This is a genomic window from Acinetobacter sp. WCHAc060025 (genome assembly GCF_004209355.1).
GTDB lineage: Bacteria > Pseudomonadota > Gammaproteobacteria > Pseudomonadales > Moraxellaceae > Acinetobacter > Acinetobacter wuhouensis.
This window is the reverse complement of record NZ_SGSX01000005.1, coordinates 164,988-182,053: the sequence shown is the minus strand read 5'-3', so window position 1 is coordinate 182,053 and position 17,066 is coordinate 164,988. Positions and strand designations below refer to the sequence as shown.

At 39.2% G+C, this 17,066-nt stretch carries 20 protein-coding genes; 5 read left to right on the top strand and 15 right to left on the bottom strand.

Annotated features, from left to right (window positions below):
- The first annotated feature begins 25 nt into the window (after positions 1-25).
- Genes tagF through EXE09_RS06075 form a run of 3 tightly spaced genes read left to right on the top strand, consistent with a single transcriptional unit; the run spans position 26 to position 2,058 of the window.
- Positions 26-988 carry a type VI secretion system-associated protein TagF gene (tagF, locus tag EXE09_RS06085; RefSeq protein WP_130116671.1) on the top strand — a complete coding sequence of 321 codons (963 nt, stop codon included), beginning with the start codon at positions 26-28 and terminating at the stop codon, positions 986-988.
- Positions 978-1,745, top strand: a complete 768-nt coding sequence (locus tag EXE09_RS06080) for an OmpA family protein (protein ID WP_130112629.1) — start codon at positions 978-980, stop codon at positions 1,743-1,745. Before tagF ends, EXE09_RS06080 begins: the two co-directional genes overlap by 11 nt.
- A 46-nt stretch (positions 1,746-1,791) precedes the next feature.
- Positions 1,792-2,058 (top strand): PAAR domain-containing protein, encoded by a 267-nt coding sequence (locus tag EXE09_RS06075; RefSeq protein ID WP_068975185.1) that lies wholly within the window; start codon positions 1,792-1,794, stop codon positions 2,056-2,058.
- 261 nt (positions 2,059-2,319) lie between these two features.
- On the opposite strand, the gene EXE09_RS06070 is transcribed toward EXE09_RS06075, so the two are convergent.
- Complete coding sequence (locus EXE09_RS06070; RefSeq protein WP_130116670.1) at positions 2,320-2,862, bottom strand: NADPH-dependent FMN reductase; 543 nt, start codon at positions 2,860-2,862, stop codon at positions 2,320-2,322.
- A 163-nt stretch (positions 2,863-3,025) separates the two neighbouring features.
- Between EXE09_RS06070 and EXE09_RS06065 the strand changes: the two genes are divergently transcribed.
- Positions 3,026-3,589, top strand: coding sequence for a 5'-nucleosidase (locus EXE09_RS06065; protein WP_068975685.1), 564 nt, complete (start codon positions 3,026-3,028; stop codon positions 3,587-3,589).
- Positions 3,590-3,659: 70 nt separating this feature from the next.
- Here the strand turns inward: EXE09_RS06065 and EXE09_RS06060 are convergent, their stop codons facing one another.
- From EXE09_RS06060 to ubiG, 14 genes are all read right to left on the bottom strand, one after another.
- Entirely contained in the window at positions 3,660-4,277 is a 618-nt protein-coding gene (locus EXE09_RS06060; RefSeq protein ID WP_130116669.1) for a TetR/AcrR family transcriptional regulator, read from the bottom strand.
- Between the two features lie 369 nt (positions 4,278-4,646).
- Positions 4,647-5,444: an ATP-binding cassette domain-containing protein gene (locus EXE09_RS06055; RefSeq protein ID WP_130116668.1), complete on the bottom strand. Its 798-nt coding sequence runs from the start codon at positions 5,442-5,444 to the stop codon at positions 4,647-4,649.
- 9 nt (positions 5,445-5,453) lie between these two features.
- Positions 5,454-6,275 (bottom strand): aliphatic sulfonate ABC transporter permease SsuC, encoded by an 822-nt coding sequence (ssuC, locus tag EXE09_RS06050; protein WP_130116667.1) that lies wholly within the window; start codon positions 6,273-6,275, stop codon positions 5,454-5,456.
- On the bottom strand, positions 6,272-7,441 hold the full coding sequence (gene ssuD / locus EXE09_RS06045) for an FMNH2-dependent alkanesulfonate monooxygenase (RefSeq protein WP_068975689.1): 1,170 nt from the start codon (positions 7,439-7,441) through the stop codon (positions 6,272-6,274). Before ssuD ends, ssuC begins: the two co-directional genes overlap by 4 nt.
- Positions 7,442-7,487: 46 nt before the next feature.
- Complete coding sequence (locus EXE09_RS06040; RefSeq protein ID WP_228257171.1) at positions 7,488-8,420, bottom strand: sulfonate ABC transporter substrate-binding protein; 933 nt, start codon at positions 8,418-8,420, stop codon at positions 7,488-7,490.
- 91 nt (positions 8,421-8,511) lie between these two features.
- Positions 8,512-9,474 (bottom strand): sulfonate ABC transporter substrate-binding protein, encoded by a 963-nt coding sequence (locus tag EXE09_RS06035; RefSeq protein WP_130116665.1) that lies wholly within the window; start codon positions 9,472-9,474, stop codon positions 8,512-8,514.
- Positions 9,475-9,808: 334 nt separating this feature from the next.
- Positions 9,809-11,161 carry an amino-acid N-acetyltransferase gene (argA, locus tag EXE09_RS06030; RefSeq protein ID WP_130112633.1) on the bottom strand — a complete coding sequence of 451 codons (1,353 nt, stop codon included), beginning with the start codon at positions 11,159-11,161 and terminating at the stop codon, positions 9,809-9,811.
- Between the two features lie 146 nt (positions 11,162-11,307).
- Entirely contained in the window at positions 11,308-11,685 is a 378-nt protein-coding gene (locus tag EXE09_RS06025) for an RcnB family protein (RefSeq protein ID WP_130116664.1), read from the bottom strand.
- Positions 11,686-12,064: 379 nt separating this feature from the next.
- Positions 12,065-12,448, bottom strand: coding sequence for an RcnB family protein (locus EXE09_RS06020; protein ID WP_068975533.1), 384 nt, complete (start codon positions 12,446-12,448; stop codon positions 12,065-12,067).
- Between the two features lie 420 nt (positions 12,449-12,868).
- Positions 12,869-13,267, bottom strand: a complete 399-nt coding sequence (locus EXE09_RS06015) for an RcnB family protein (RefSeq protein ID WP_130116663.1) — start codon at positions 13,265-13,267, stop codon at positions 12,869-12,871.
- A gap of 287 nt (positions 13,268-13,554) precedes the next feature.
- Entirely contained in the window at positions 13,555-13,710 is a 156-nt protein-coding gene (locus EXE09_RS18730; RefSeq protein ID WP_165382038.1) for a hypothetical protein, read from the bottom strand.
- Positions 13,711-13,892: 182 nt separating this feature from the next.
- Positions 13,893-14,639 carry a YciK family oxidoreductase gene (locus EXE09_RS06010; protein WP_068975535.1) on the bottom strand — a complete coding sequence of 249 codons (747 nt, stop codon included), beginning with the start codon at positions 14,637-14,639 and terminating at the stop codon, positions 13,893-13,895.
- A 126-nt stretch (positions 14,640-14,765) separates the two neighbouring features.
- On the bottom strand, positions 14,766-15,437 hold the full coding sequence (locus EXE09_RS06005; RefSeq protein WP_130116662.1) for an HAD family hydrolase: 672 nt from the start codon (positions 15,435-15,437) through the stop codon (positions 14,766-14,768).
- Positions 15,434-16,150 (bottom strand): bifunctional 2-polyprenyl-6-hydroxyphenol methylase/3-demethylubiquinol 3-O-methyltransferase UbiG, encoded by a 717-nt coding sequence (ubiG, locus tag EXE09_RS06000; protein WP_130116661.1) that lies wholly within the window; start codon positions 16,148-16,150, stop codon positions 15,434-15,436. The genes EXE09_RS06005 and ubiG overlap by 4 nt, the downstream gene beginning before the upstream one ends.
- A gap of 184 nt (positions 16,151-16,334) precedes the next feature.
- Between ubiG and EXE09_RS05995 the strand changes: the two genes are divergently transcribed.
- Entirely contained in the window at positions 16,335-16,952 is a 618-nt protein-coding gene (locus tag EXE09_RS05995; RefSeq protein WP_068975538.1) for a thiol:disulfide interchange protein DsbA/DsbL, read from the top strand.
- Positions 16,953-17,066 lie beyond the last annotated feature (114 nt).

Sequence of the window (17,066 nt, the reverse complement as noted above, 5' to 3'; positions counted from 1 at the left end):
ATTATTCAGAAAGAGGGATTCAAGTATGCAAATGATAAAGTCGACACCATTGTATTATGGAAAATGCCCTGCTCGCGGAGATTTCCTTAAAACCAAAGGGCAATATTCATTGATTCAGGTTTTGGATCAATGGATTACTGAGGCATTAGAAATTGCAATGCGTGAACCTAATTTTGATGAGGCTTATCAAACACTCGCACCATTAGATTTCTTTATTGCCAATCCTCGGGAAAGAATGTTTTTGGTTGCCAATATGGTGACCAGTGAAGACAGTTCAGGTCGTCAGTTTCCTATGGTGTTGAGTCATCTTTTAGAAGTTGACCAACCATTTCAAAACTTGTTATACGCTCCCTATAAATATAAGCCTGTGCTGATTGATTTATTTCAGAAAAACCGTGTATTTAGAACGATTAATGATCCTGAAATTTTACTCACAAAATTGGGTAATATTGATCATGAGATTCAAGTGCTTCCTGAAATAAAGACGCAGGATTTTTTCGAACATCATACGATGCATTCGTTTGCTCAAATGATGAAAGTGACGCCATACGAATTGGCTCAAAGTATGATGGGCTTAGGCTTATTACTTCAACCTGTACTCAAGCATGGTACTAGTAAGTTATCTAAGGTACTGATTTTACCGATTAATAATCCAAGTTATAGTTATGAGATAGCAGCGTTTTGGGTCAATCTGATTGGGCGATTCTTAGAAAAAAGTAATACTGAAATTTTAATGGGTATTTTGCATCAAGATTCTCCAGTTTTGTTGTTTGGTTTTCAGGGTGCGGATATCACGGCATTGAGCAATATTTTTAATCAAAATATGCAAAATGATCACTGGGTATCTCTACTTCAACCACACTGGATCGATGCCTATTTAGAGCAAAATGCTGGCTTGGCGGCACTTGAACAATCGTTGTGTGAGCGTCAGTTGAGTTTGACTCAGGGCATGAAAATCTTTAGGCAAACTTTTATAGATGAAAAATGATATGAAAATAAAACGATTAAAAAGCATCACGGTTATTTCAAGCTTATTTTTTTCTTTGCACGCATTTGCTGCCCCGATCATTGTTGAGGGTGCTGTGCCCAATGATATGACCAAACAAGCCATTCTTGCCAAATTAAGATCAGTGTATGGCAATGATCAAGTGGTCGATAAAATCCAAATCCGCCCTGTATCCGCACCAAATGGGTGGAGTGATTCAGTTACTCGAGTGATTACCCCTGATCTTAAAAAAATCAGTCAGGGTAAGTTGTCTGTTCGTGGTACACAGGTTGATTTGACAGGGAAAATGGGTGTTCAAGCGGATATTCAACCTACAACTACATTATTTCAATCCTTAGTCCAACCGCCATATCGTTTTAATCCTCAGATTTCAGTCAATGCAGCAGAGCAGTCAGTGATTGATAATGCACTGAAGAATCGTATTATTGAGTTTGAATCAGGTAAAGCAGTTTTGACGCCTGTCGGTACACAAATCTTAGACGAGATGGTGGTTGCTTTAAACAAGGTTCAAGGTAAAAATGTAAAAATTATCGGGCATACTGATAGCCAAGGTAATCCTGAAAAAAATCAGCCTTTGAGTTTGCAACGTGCGGAAGCAGTAAAGCAATATTTAGTTGCGAAAGGGATTGCACCCACGCGTTTAACAGCTGAAGGTTTAGGGTCAACCAAGCCTGTTGCAGACAATGCGACAGAAGAAGGTCGTAAGAAAAACCGCCGTATTGAATTTGATGTTTTATAACAGATTTTAACGGTCATTAATTGAATAAAAATAAGAGGAACGGCGCATGGCACTCCCATATATTACTTTGGGTTCCCCAACAACAGGTGGGGGTACTGTGATTTCAGCACAGTCGACTTTTACGATTGAAGGGAAGCCTGTGGCATGTGTGGGTGATAAGGCGACTTGTCCAAAGCATAAATGCGTTTCAACCATAGTGTCTGGTGATAATCATATGACTGTTATGGGCAAGCCTGCGGCGCAGCATAATTCGCCTTTATCATGTGGTTGTAAATGCATTGCAAATCAGTCTTTAAATGTTGGACAGAATTAGCTTTTGTCTAATTCAAAATCATGTATAAAAAAAGCCCCATCATCCTGACGGGGCTTTTTCGTATTGGTTAGCTAGGTAAACTCCTGTTCTACCTCACTTCCTGATGCTCAGACCGATTATTGTTGTTTTATGTCTGGGAAACTTCCTGTTCCCTATGACTAAAGAATAGAGAATTTTCTAAGGGTCACCAAGTCGCAAATTGAAGCATGTAATGTAAGCTAAAACGTACAAATTTACGTATTGAAAATTGAAGATTTAGATTTAAACATTGGCATATTGAATCAGTTTATTTACAACAGATTTAACGGCTTTATTGTCAAATTCATTGCCTTCAAAGGTTTCAGTTTTGCTGCGGCTAAAAATATCGCGTAATTCAATCACAGCATTGGAGTCGATCATGCCAATAAACGAGCAAACTTGTTTAATTTGGTCGATTGAACGAGAACCATTGGTTCCGCCATAGCTGACGAAAGCAGCAGGCTTGGCTTGCCATTCTTTGTATACAAAGTCGATCGCATTCTTCAAAACAGGGCTATAGCCATGATTATACTCAGGAGTAATGAAAATAAACGCATCGCCTGAATCTACTTTTTCTGCCCATTGCTGTTGTTTGGGTTGGTCATAGATTCCAGTCGCAGGTGAGTTTTTCCCCGCAAAGAATGGTAGATCCCACTCCTTCAAATCGACGATTTCAATATTTAAAGTACTAAATTCTAGCTTTTTAATTTCTCTAAATAGCCATTCTGCAACTTTGATCGCTACACGCCCTTCACGGATACTACCGACAATAATATGAATATTCATTTGTTGTTGCTCTCTTTTTTAATCGTTTAATACTGCATAAATCATAATGTAAAATGTTTATATCATGTGTATAGGATTTTAAATTTTTGATTCGACCTTGAGTTAAAGATGGATCTAAAATATAAATCCTATGTTTCCCCATAGATATTATCTTTGAGCTTATATGAAAAATGATATTGCCTTAATTATGGCTCTACCGAGTGAATCTAAAGATTTATTTGAACAAGCTGGTATTACAGTTCACTACAGTGGGATTGGTAAAATCAATGCGGCATTTACAGCATTTGATGTGATTCAAAAAACAGGCTGTAAAACCATTCTTAACCTCGGTAGTGCAGGGAGTTCATATTTCAATGCACATGAATTGGTTGAAGTTAAAACTTTTGTGCAGCGTGATATGGATGTGTCACCACTCGGCTTTGAAGTGGGTGTCACTCCGATGGATGAACATTATCCTGAAGCGATTGATTTAGACTCTTATTTCACACATCTTTCACAAGGGATTTGTGGAACAGGGGATAGTTTTGAAACGGGTCAACCTAAAGTATCGTGTAATTTGGTTGATATGGAAGGCTATGCTTTAGCCAAAGTATGTAAAAAACTCGATGTGCGCTTAATTTCGGTGAAATATATCAGTGATGGTGCAAATGACACTGCACATTTAGATTGGGAAGAAAATTTATTATTAGGTGCAAAAAAATTACTAAAACTGTATCAATCTATTTAATTTGATAAACGTTTTGGCGACCATAGACTTCTATGGTCGTTTGCCAAAATAATTCAATGCCATGATTGGATTATTCACTACGAGGTAATACACCATATAAAATCATATGAATGGTATGTTCAATGGCACGTTGGCACATACTTTTATTGCGTAAAGTTTTTCCAGTGACCATTTCGATTTGAGTACTAAAATCAGCGTAATTCTGGGTTAATCCCCAAATATTAATAATCAATAACTCTGGATCAATTTGATCTGAGATTTTACCTTGTTCTTGCCACAGAGAAATGACTTTGGCTTTGCGCTTAAATAGTTTCTTCAATGGACCTTTTAAAATCGCCAAAATATGCGGTGCACCTTGGATAATTTCTAAGGCAAAAAGTTTGGATGCTTTCGGCTGTGTTCTTGAAATTTCAATTTTTGTCATGATGTAATGTGACAAAGCTTCAGTGGGTTCAAGCTCTGATTCTAATGATTGCAAAGGCGCTAACCATTTCTGCATCACTGTGGTGAGTACTTCGACATAGAGCGCTTCTTTATTTTCATAATAATAGAAAATATTCGATTTATGCATATCTGCTAACTGCGCAATTTCATCAAGACTCGCACCATTGAATCCATAGAGAGAAAATACATCAAGTGCAGCATTGAGTAGCTGCTGCCGCTTCTGGGCACTCTTTTTTTGTTCCATCGCATCTTTAAATCAAAAAACTGATCATTAAATTGTACGGTAAAATGTTTGATTTGTGCACAGAAAGCAGCATTATTTTGGAATATTTCTGATAAATAATTATGAAGTTATATTATTAAATCAAATTGCGAACTTTATTATCTAATCATGCACTAAACTAGCGCAATTTTTATTTAAAAATCATGTCATTTATTACATTTGATTTAAACTTTGTGACATTTCTATTACATTATGATTTTAAATCTGAAGTTAAAAATAATGTTTTATTGATAATAAATCAAAATATATAGACTTCATTTAAAAAATTAATAGATATTGTGAATATATAAATTAACTCGCTAAAAGAAGTCACATTTTATTTGCTCTATTTTAGGTTGCCAATACTGCTTCAAGAACTTGTTGTTCAAGTTCTGCAAATTTAACCCCTTTTTGCCGAGGGCGTGCTAAGTCAATATTGAACTGTTGTGCAATATGTCCTTTATCTAAAAGGATAATGCGATCAGCCAGTTGTACTGCTTCACTGACATCATGTGTGACTAAAATCGTAGTGAAACCTTGTTCCAACCAAAGCTTTTCAATCAGGTTCTGCATATCCAGACGTGTGAGGGCATCTAAAGCGCCTAGAGGTTCATCCAATAAAAGCACGCGTGGTGTATGTGACAATGCGCGTGCTAGGGCAGTACGTTGACGCTGTCCACCTGAAAGTTGAGATGGCCAGAGTCCCGACTTTTCTTTGAGCCCTACTTTTTCCAGTAATTGTTCAGCTTTAGCATGTTGATCTTTTGCCAAACCTAATTGCACATTTTTTAAAATGCTTTTCCACGGCAATAAGCGCGGATCTTGGAACATGACTCGAATATCGTCAGCAATGACGCCTTCACGGAAGTTCAATAGAGATTTAAATTTAATCTCTCCATAGCTAGGCTGTTCGAGATCCGCAATTAAACGCAGTAGGGTACTTTTTCCGCAACCACTGCGACCTACAATGGCAATGAATTCACCCGCTGCAATATTTAAATCTAAATCTTCTAAAACCTTCACATCACCATAGTATTTGTGAAGTTGTTCAATAGAGATCTCTGCACCAATTTTTGCTTGCTCTTCTTCAACATTTTCAGTTGTTGGGAGAAGATCATTGGCATATTGGCTAATACTTAAATCGGTCATTTTAGGCTCCTATTTTTGATAACCTGCGTGCCAACGCAAAAGATATTTTTCTAAAAATTGTGCAAATACATCGGCAAGTTTACCTAAAAGGGCATAAAGTAAGATGCCGACTAAAACGATGTCTGTTTGTAAAAATTCTCGGGCATTCATGGTCATATAACCGATACCTGATTGTGCAGAAATGGTTTCAGCCACAATGAGCAATACCCATACTAAACCGAGTGAAAAGCGTAATCCGACAAGGATTGATGGCATTGCTCCAGGTAAAATGATGTCTTTATATAATTGCCATTGATTTAAGCCGTAGCTTTTACCCATTTCAATTAATTGGGGATCAACAGAACGAATGCCGTGATAGGTATTGATATAAATTGGAAAAAATACTCCAACCGCAACTAAGAAAAGTTTTGCAGACTCATCAATACCGAACCATAGAATCACCAGTGGAATTAAAGCCAAAGCTGGAATATTTCGAATCATTTGCAGCGTCGTGTCGAGTAGGTTAGATGCGACTTTTGATGAACCATTCAGTAATCCTAAAAGTAGACCGAGTCCACCTCCCACTAAAAGTCCAAGTAAGGCACGTCCAGCACTGACTTTAACATGTTGCCAAAGCTCACCACTAATGAGCAAAGTCCAAAATGCTGAAACCACGGCTGTTGGCGCTGGTAATACACGACTTTCCAATAAGCCAGTTTTTGATGCAATTTGCCAAATCACAATCAGTAACAGTGGAACAATCCAAGGCAGCAAACGCTGCCCAAGTTGTTGAGTTCCACGTGAAACAGCATTATTTTTTATAGCGGGAACGCTTTTAACTGTGGCATTCATGCAGACTCCTTCAAAGGATCTTTATGCTCCTCTGGGGTGTAGTTGTTTGCCACAATCTCACCAAATGGACCTGTTAAGTTTGGTTGAGTCAGCTTTTTACGAGTTTCTAAAGGCAATAATGGGAAGACCAGTTCGGCAAAACGAATAGACTCTTCTAAGTGAGGGTAGCCTGAGAAAATGAAGGTTCCAATTCCCAAATCTGCATATTCTTGGATACGATCTGCAACGGTTTGTGGATCACCGACCAATGCTGTACCTGCACCACCACGAACTAAGCCAACACCTGCCCAAAGGTTTGGGGAAACTTCGAGTTTGCTACGATCGCCGTTATGCAGTTCAGCCATGCGACGTTGACCAACTGAATCCATTTGTTTGAATTTTTTCTGTGCTGCTGCAATGGTGGCATCATCGACATATTGGATGAGCTCTTCGGCAGCTTGCCATGCTTGTTCATTGGTTTCTCGAACAATCACATGTAAACGGATACCATAATTTAACTGACGACCTTTGGCTTCCGCACGTGCTTTGACAACCGCAATTTTTTCTTTCACGGCAGCAGGTGGTTCACCCCAAGTGAGATAGGTATCGACTTGATCCGCAGCTAGTTCGATCGCATCTTCTGAAGAGCCACCGAACCAAAGTGGTGGATACGGTTCTTGTACAGGTGGATAAAGTAATTTGGCATTGTCCACGCTTAAACGCTCACCGTGAAATGTAAATGATTCCCCTGTATGTGAGCGCTTTAAAATTTCACGCCAAATGGTGGTGTATTCAGCCGCAGTTTTATAACGCGTTGCATGGTCTTCATATAAGCCATCACCTTTAAGCTCTTCTTCATCACCGCCTGTTACAAGATTAAGCAGTACACGACCATTAGAAAGACGGTCAAATGTTGCTGCCATACGCGCAGCCAAAGCAGGCGTGGTCACACCTGGGCGTAAAGCGACGAGGAATTTTAGATTTTTAGTTGCATCAATCAAACTTGCTGCCGTAATCCATGGATCTTCACAAGAACGACCAGTGGGGATGAGTACACCTTCATAGCCCAAATTGTCGACAGCAACAGCGATCTGTTTCATATAAGCATGATCTACTTGGCGTGCACCTTTGCTCGTGCCTAAATAGCGACTGTCACCATGAGTGGGAATAAACCAGAAGATTTTCATTTCATTCATCCTGTATAAAATTTTAAAACATCAAATATGTTCAAGGTTATTTCGCAGTCCAAACGGCTTGTTTAATGTCGATGCGGTTTGGAATAATTTTCAATTCAGTAAAACGGTTTGCCAGTTGTTGCTGATCGGAAATGACTTTTGCGGACAGTGGCGCGGCACCAGATGGCTTTGGACGTCGTTCAATGAAGACTTGGCTGACTTGGGGTTTTAAACCCGTACTTTGCCCAATGGCTTGTGCTGTTGCAGTGCGATTGGCTTGAACCCATTTATCGGCAACATTGATTTGTTGGATAATGCCTTTTACAGCATTTGGGTTTTTCTTCACGAAATCAGGTGAAGCCAAATAGAAGGTGTAGTTCGGGCTTAAACTTTGTCCAGACGCTAAAACACGGGCGTGATCTTCAACTTGTGCGGAAGCAAAGAACGGATCCCAAATTGCCCATGCATCTACAGCGCCTTTTTGAAATGCTGCACGAGCATCAGCAGGGGTGAGCCAAATGGGTTGAATATCTGTCCATTGCAAGCCTGCTTTGCGCACTGCTTGTACCAGTAAATAATGCGCACTAGAGCCCTTTTGTAAGGCAATACGTTTGCCTTTCAATTCACTGAGTTTGGTAATTTTGGAGTCTTTAGAAACTAAAATTGCCGATGCCAAAGGTTTTGCTGCTTCATAAGCAATGTAATACAGCGGTTTATTGGCAGCTTGTGCATAGACAGGTGGAGTATCTCCTGTGACACCAACATCGATTGAACCGACTGCTAAAGCTTCTAAAATTTGTGGACCTGCCGGAAATTCATTCCAAGAAATAGTGGCGTTTGGATATTCTTTCTCATAGAGCTTTTGTTGTTTGGCAATGGCGAAGTTAATTGAACTTTTTTGAAAGCCAATTCTGAGTTCTTTGACATTCGGATCAACTGCCCAAACAGAAGTTGCGCCCAACATTGCACTACAGATCAACATGGTGGTCATCGCATGATGAGGGAGTTTGAACCATGATGTTGCTTTTATTTTCGTGTGGTGTTGGGTCATTTTGATGTCCTCTGTATTGAGTGTTCTAGGCTTATGGATTGGCTAGAATTGCCGCTTGAATGTTGATTTTATTTGGAATGAGTTTTTGTTGATAAAAGGCATCTGCCACATATTGTTGTTGCTTGGCAACCTCACTTGAAATAGGGGTTACACCAAAGCCCATACGTGAAATAGAGGTATTCAATACATCTAAAGGCAAGCCTGTTGGTTTTTCTAAAAGTTTTGCTGCATCAGTCTGATGTTGAGATACCCATTGTGTGGTGGTGTTCAATTCATTCACCACTGCCTTTAGAACATCAGGATGCTGTTCTGCAAACTTGCGATCTGCCAAATAGAATTGGTGGTTATTCACCAAGTTCTGCCCAGTGGCTAGAACTTTTGCACCGAGTTGTTTTTCAGCAGAAGCAAAGAATGGATCCCAAATCACCCATGCATCCACAGCGCCTTTTTCAAAAGCGGCACGTGCATCGGCAGGGGGTAAGTACACCACTTGAATGTCATCAAGTTTGAGATGATTGGCTTCCAAAACTTTTAATAATAAGTAGTGAACGTTTGACCCTTTATTTAGGACGACACGTTTGCCTTTTAAATCTTGAATTGATTTGATTGTTGAATCTTTCGGTACAATCAATGCTTCAGCCAAAGGTGCAGCGGGTTGGTTGGCGATATAGACCAGATTTGAATTGGCTGCCTGTGCAAAAATTGGTGGTGCTTCACCTGCTTCACCAAAGGACACGCTGCCGACATTCAAACCTTCTAGGAGTTGAGGGCCCGCAGGGAATTCAACCCATTTCACCGTCACGCCCTTTTCTTTCAGTGCTTTATCTAAGTCACCACGTGCCTTAACGATTGGTAAGACACCGTATTTTTGAAAGCCAATGTTTAAGGTGGTGTTCTCTTGTTGTTTTGAACATCCAGAAAGCATCATGATCGTTGCAAGGCTTGCACTAAGAATTGTGATTTTTTTCCAAGACGGTTGAAATAAATGCGCCATGACGAACGATGCCCTAAAAGAGTTAAAAATGAATGAGCATCAGCTTAAAAGGCTTTTTATTTTCAAAAAAATAAGATTTATATGATTGCTAATGAAAAAAAAAGATAAAACATAAAGTGCTAAATTTATCTAAAAAATAGAAATAAGTAATTTATATTCTATAAAATTATAATTTTATAATTATATGAAAAACATGACTTTATTTTATATATCTGTCATGGAGATATAGATTGCAACACGGAGAATATAGAAAGTTCTCCATGTTATAACCTATGGCGATAAGTTTAGTGATAATTGTGATAATTCAAGCTTAATCAAGCAAAACCAAAGTCGATTAAATGAGTTTTTTAAAGACCATTGAGTTTCGTTGGTAATTATATAAAGCCTGACGTGCTTCAGGAAGAGCATCGACATTGGCAGTTTCGAAGCCATGTTCTAAGAACCAATGTGCAGTACGTGTGGTCAAAACAAACAATTGTTGAATACCCATTTGACGTGCTTTTTCTTCAAGGAAATGCAAAATTTGGCTACCGCGATTGGACTTACGATAACTTGGATGTACTGCAACGCAAGCAATTTCTGCAGATTGAATTTCTGTACCTGTGACAGGAATTGGGTACAACGCCGCGCAGGCGAGAATGGTGCCATCTCGTTCAATTACTGCAAATTGACCAATTTCATTTTCCAGAAGCTCACGTGAACGGTAGACCAAAATCCCTTCTTCTTCGAGTGGTCGTAAGAGATTGATCAAGCCACCGACATCGCCGATACTTGCCATACGCACTTCTTCATAATGCGCATCGGTAATCATCGTCCCATGACCATCACGTGTGAATAATTCTTCAATCAATGCGCCGTCATAGGCATAGGACAATAGATGTACACGATGTACGCCTTTGAGCGAAGCTTCTTTGGCATTGTGCAAATGCAGTGCGATTTCAAAATTTGAATCTTGGTATTTTTCGATATGTGTATCAAGTTGATGTGGGGTAATTTCACGGAGTAATTGCCCAAATTCATCCATCAAACCTTGCTGATTGCCTAAGAAAATCAGTTTATCAGCTTTGATATGAATCGCTGTTTTGGTGGCAACTTCTTCTGCCAACAAATTAAAAACTTCACCTGTAGTCGAATAACCTGTTGGACCCAATAGGACAATATTTTGATTGTCTAAATGACGTTGAATGGCTTCAGTATCAATGGTGCGTACTTCACCCGTCAGTTGAAAATCGACACCATCACGAATACCAAAAGGTTTCGCCGTGACAAAATTTCCTGAAACGACATCGATGCGTGCGCCAAACATTGGAGAATTGGCGAGACCCATTGATAATAAGGCTTCGATTTGCAAACGAATCGAACCTACAGCATTCATTACACAAGGTAGTGATTCACGTGTCGTGACACGACGATTGATATGAATTGGACTTTGAATCTTTTTTTCTTTTAAATTTTCAGTGATTTGCGGGCGAGCACCATGCACCAAAATTAAACGAATCCCCAGAGAATGTAGCAGCGCAATATCATGAATAATATGTTGAAAATTTTCATGTTCTACCGCTTCACCACCAAACATCAAAACAAAGGTTTTACCACGATGGGCATTGATATAAGGCGCAGAATGACGAAACCAATGCACATATTGTTGCGCTGTGCTTTGAGTTGTTTCTGGATAGTCATTTTGCATGCCGATCTCGGTATAGATGATTGCGATTACTGAGATTCTAAACAAAAAAACACAAGGGGAATAGTTTAAATAAAAAAAGCACTCGAACGTGGGAGGACGAGTGCGAAGAGGGTATTTCGAATTAACGGTTGAGTGACAGGCTTAAATTATAGACCTAGCACCTTGATGATTGCATAAGTGGCTGTATTGACAAGAATATAGTGACCATCTGCTTTGTACCATTGTTGATTTTTAGCAGGTTTACTCAAGTTTTTGTGGTGTTTGTAGTCTACTTTGTAACCTGCACCGCGGTATTGAGTTGGGTATTTATGCCCAGCTTTCCACTGATTTTGCGCAGCTTTATTGGGTGCTTTGTTATTAGTTGCAACATGTTTTACAGCATTGCCATGATTGTTGGGATGTTGTTGTACGTGTTGCTGTTGTGCAGGCTGGTGACCTTGAGCATGTTCTGGCGCTGCAAAAGCACTTGAAGCTGCCATGATTGCACTGACTGAGATTGCAATTGCTGAAAGTAATTTTTTCATGTTGAGCGCCTATGAATAAGGTATCTATATCTGATGTTTTTAATTTAATTGGAAAATGTAGAGAAATAATGAAGCTAACATGAAAATATGTGATTTATTTTGTTTAATAATTCATTTTAATTTTAATAAATTATCATAAAATGAAAAAAGCCCAATATATGTAATGCCAGTCAGTTCAGAGATTCTTGAATCCTCCCCTTGCGGAACATGTTCCTCACCTTTTTCAAAGGAGGGAGCTTTTCATTGCTGAAATCATTTTAGTTACAAGAAGTTCCCCTCTTTTTCAAAGAGGGGTTAGGGGAGATTTTAGGAGTTTATGCAATAATTTTGCTTAACTGATCAGCATTACCAATATATGGGCTTTTTATAATTAGATTGATTAACCAATCACACGGATCACACGGTTATTACGCTCATTCACCAATACATAGTCACCATTCACTTTATACCATTGCTGATATTTGCCTGGTTTTGGCAGTTGGCGATAATTTTTATAGTTCACATGATAGCGTGATGAGCTGAATTGGCTTGGTAAATACTGCCCTGAACGCCAGTCACGGCTTGGGTTTACACGATAGTTATGGTCATAGCGTTTATTGTCATAACGATCATAGCGGTCATTTTTGTTCCAACGATGGTCATTTTTATGATCCCAATGGCTTTGCTGATAACGATGATTGTTGTCATAACGTGAGTCAGCCATTGCTGAAGTTGCAACCAGTGCGCTCATCGCTAATGTAATTGCGGTTAATACTTTTTTCATCTGATTCACCTAAATTGTATTTTATCCTTCGATGAAATCAATTTACGCAACAATTGGAGATAAATGGTGAGGAGGATTTAGTTGAATTGTGAAATGTATGAAGACTTGATGGAGGACTGTAAATTTTGAATCTCTGAGATGTTTTGAGTAAAACCTTAAAATGATGTCTACTTTTGATACATAGACTAACCAAGTTAATGATTTTTTATAATTTACTCTATTGAATGAGTTCTGGAACAGGATGAAGTGGTGCTTTGTTTGAAGATTCATGCTCATAAGCTTCTATGAATTTCATGATTACATTTAAAAAACGGAAATTCTGAAATTTGAGCAAAAAAAAAAGCTCAAACTAAATAGGTGTTTGAGCTTATGAAACTTGAGTATAGCGATTTTAATTCAAAATAGCGATGTGGTCTTATATTACATACCACGAATGCTGAGAATACTGTTACTGTCTGAATCAACTAAGATGTAATCGTTATTGATTTTGTACCATTGTTGGTTACGCGATGGTTTAGGCAGGTTTCCATCTTTATAATCCACTTTGTAACTATTGCCACGGTAGTGTTGTGGCATCACATAACCTGTTTGCCATTTATGTTGCTGTAAACGTTTTACACCACGTTGTTCACGCTCTCGACGTTGTTCTTGAATGCCATCGCCATCATCATTGTCACGGAACTGACCACGATTACCGCGTTCGCCTCTATCTCCGCGATCATAACCTCGATCGTTGTCAAAATGAGGTCCTGCACTGGTGATCTGCATGGTCATCAGTGTTGATAAAGAGATCGCGATGATCGCTAAAATCTTTTTCATAGGAGCCCTCGCTTGCTAAGTGTTGTTTTTTACACCACTAATGTACCGTTAAAATGCAGAGAAACTGTGAAGAAAGTTCAGTTTTTCATTTAAAAATACAGACATAATGAGAACATATTTTTGATCAGGATGAAAGACTGTATCCAAAGTCTTATGCAAACAGATATAACAAACATCTATGTTCGACTCATTCACAGGTCACTCAAAGTGTAAGACATTAAAATACTCAGTCTATTCTTTGATGCGGAATGTAAAGCTATGGTACAAAAAATCGTTTGAACGGTCTGTCAATGCCATTGTTCAGTGAAATGCTTTAAGCAGTTGACTGCTGTTACGACCGTTTCAGCTTGTTGGGCATCATCTAAAGCATGAATGAGTTGATGCGAAAGTTGTAATTGTTCAATCGAACGAATCATTTCTACTTTCAGTTTTTGATCTGCCATGAGTGATGCCTTTTAGTAATGTCTAGCTGGTAGAACACACTATAAAGTTGATTCGATGATTTGAAAAACTGAATAAAATCATTATTTTTATTGAATAATACGATTTTATTTCCTGACTCTCTTGGATCTTATCTTGAAATTGTACTTCAATACTCGATCAAGAGAGGGGAAATGGGGAATGATTAGTCTTGGGCATCAATACTGGCACCATTCAGCGCCAAACTGTCTTCACCCATCAAGTACAGATATGCAGGCATGATCTGTTCAGGTGTTGGTAATGTTTTTGGATCTTCCGCAGGGTAGGCTTTGGCGCGCATCGCTGTACGAGTACCGCCTGGGTTGATACAGTTGTAACGAATATTTGGATAGGTATTTTCTTTGGCAAAAATTGTGCTGACTGCTTCAATCGCAATTTTTGAAACAGAATAAGCACCCCATTCAGCACGCGCTTCACGCCCTACACCAGAACTGGCAAAGACCACAGAAGCATGTTCAGATTTTTGTAGTAGGGGAAGAAGTTCTTGAGTGAGGACGAAAGGTGCTCGTAAATTCACAGCCATGACATCATCCCAAACTTCTTCTGGATAATGTGCCAATTCAACACGTTCACCTAAGATGCCTGCATTGTGCAAAATCCCATCGAGACGTCCAAACTGTTGTTCGAGTGTATTGACCAAAAGTTCATAGTCATGCGACGTTGCTGTAGACAGTTGTAAAGGTAGAATTGCAGGCTGTGGTGCGCCTAAAGCTTCGATTTCATCATAAATTACTTCAAGTTTATTGAGTGTACGACCATGTAAAACCACGGTTGCGCCGTGTAAGGCATAACTTAAAGCTGCCGCACGTCCAATACCGTCTCCCGCACCTGTGATCAGGATAATTTTATCCTTCAATAAATCTGGACGAGGTTGATATTCTGAATATTTCATGGGAGACCTCCTATCGTTGTTATGATGTTGTATAAGCTTCTATATAAAAACAGTGAAACACCTTATGCAAGATGTTTCATCATTTGTATCATACGATTCACACAGAATGAATGATTTTTTTGTGCTTTAAATATTGACCAACTTTCTAACAAGCTGATGTAATTCTGCAACATTATGGACAATACAATCTGCTTGCCAAGCCTTGAGATCATCTTTGTATTGCAAAGGTAAATAGCCATACGCTGCCAAAATGGTATACATCTGCGCATTGCGACCCGCATCAATATCACGTGGATGATCACCCACATAGATACATTGTTCAGCTGCAATATCAATTTGCTTGGCAGCCAAATACATTGGCTCAGGATCAGGCTTGGTATGTTTCACATCTTCAGGGCAGACCAAAACTGCACAACGCTCAGTGAGATTAAGTGCTTTGAGTAAAGACTCACTCAGCCAACGTGGTTTATTGGTCACAATACCCCAAGGAATATGGTGACTTTCTAAATCCTCTAAAAGTGGGTACATGCCGTCAAATAGATCTGTATCGATTGCAATATCATCACCATAAAGATCTAAAAAGCGTTGGCGATGGGCTAAAAAAATTGGATCATCGACTTCGAGTTCAGGATAAACCAGCTTCACCATCGCACGTGCACCCTCAGACACTTGAGTGCGAATCAAATCTGCATCCACAATCGCACGACCTTCTTCACGGCACATGTCTTGAATAATGCGAATAAAATCAGCTGCGGTATCGATTAAAGTTCCATCGAGGTCAAACAGTACAGCTTTCATTGTGCAGACTCATTGATGGTATAGACCATATAGTTCACATCCACATTGGGCGCTAACCAATAATGTTTAGTGAGCGGGTTGTAATGTAAACCTGTCATGTCTTTGAGTTTTAAACCTGAATTGCGAATGTCATGGGCAAGTTCAGACGGTTTAATAAATTTATGATAATCGTGTGTGCCTTTTTTCAATAAACGCAACACATATTCCGCACCAATAATCGCGAATAAATATGCTTTTGGATTACGGTTAATGGTTGAGAAAAACACATGACCATTCGGCTTCACCAGTTTTTGGCAAGCTTGGATAATCGAAGCAGGATCTGGCACATGTTCGAGCATTTCCATACAAGTGACGATATCGTATTGACCTGCTTGTTCTTCTGCCAGTTGTTCTGCAGGGATTTGTTTATATTCAATATTTTGAACATTTTCTTGCTCTGCATGTAAACGTGCAACATTGAGTGGTGCTGCACCCATGTCAATCCCAAGAACATTTGCACCACGACGTGCCATACTCTCTGCTAGGATTCCGCCACCACAGCCGACATCGAGAATTTTCTTACCCGTTAAGCCACCTGAATGTTCATCAATCCAGTTTAAACGCAGTGGGTTAATTTGATGTAATGGTCGGAACTCAGAGTGTTGATCCCACCATAAAGCGGCAAGCGCTTCAAATTTAGCAATTTCTTGTGGATCAACATTAAGTTGCGACATAACAGCCACCTCTAAATTAAATTGTTTTAATCAAAAATTAAGTTCATCTATGCTAGTGTAACCATAATTATGAAAAAAGCGATGAATCGTGTAAAAATCTTCACAGAAGGAAAACGATTTTCCCATATTTGTTTTATAGTTAGTGCATAAGCTATACAAAATGACTTCGAGGACAAAACAGTCAATGAAAAAATTTATTATTGGTGGCATGACCGCAATGGTCATGGCATTTTCTGCAAATACGATGGCTGCTGATTTTGTTGCAGGTAAAGACTATACCGTGGTGCAAAATCCTGGAAAAGTTGCAGTTCCTGGCAAAATTGAAGTACGTGAATTCTTTTGGTACGGCTGCCCACACTGTTTTGTACTTGAACCTCATATGCAAGCATGGTTGAAGAAAATTCCAAAGGATGTGAATTTCTTGCGTACACCTGCTGCGATGAATCCGCTTTGGGAACAAGGTGCGCGTGCTTATTATGTGTCTGAAGCGCTAGGTGTGCGTAAACGTGCGCATTTACCATTATTCCATGCCAATGGTAATGGTCAGCAAATTCTACAAAAAGACCAATTTGCAAAATTCTATACACGTTATGGTGTACCAGAAGCGAAATTTAACAGTATGTATAGTTCTTTTGCGATCACTGCAAAAGTCGCTGAATCAAACCAATTGGCTGCACAATACCAACTTTCAGGTGTTCCAGCGGTGGTTGTAAATGGTAAATATGTGGTGCAAGGTGAAGATGGTAAAGTGACTCAAGTGGTTGATTACCTGATCAATAAAGAGCGTAAAGGCGGAAAATAAGCCTTTAAGTTGTAGAAAACCCGCTAAATGCGGGTTTTTTTTATGCTTTGATGATTTTGCATTTTCGAATGGATCAAGGCATTTGATTTACACACCCAGAGCATCTCAGAATGA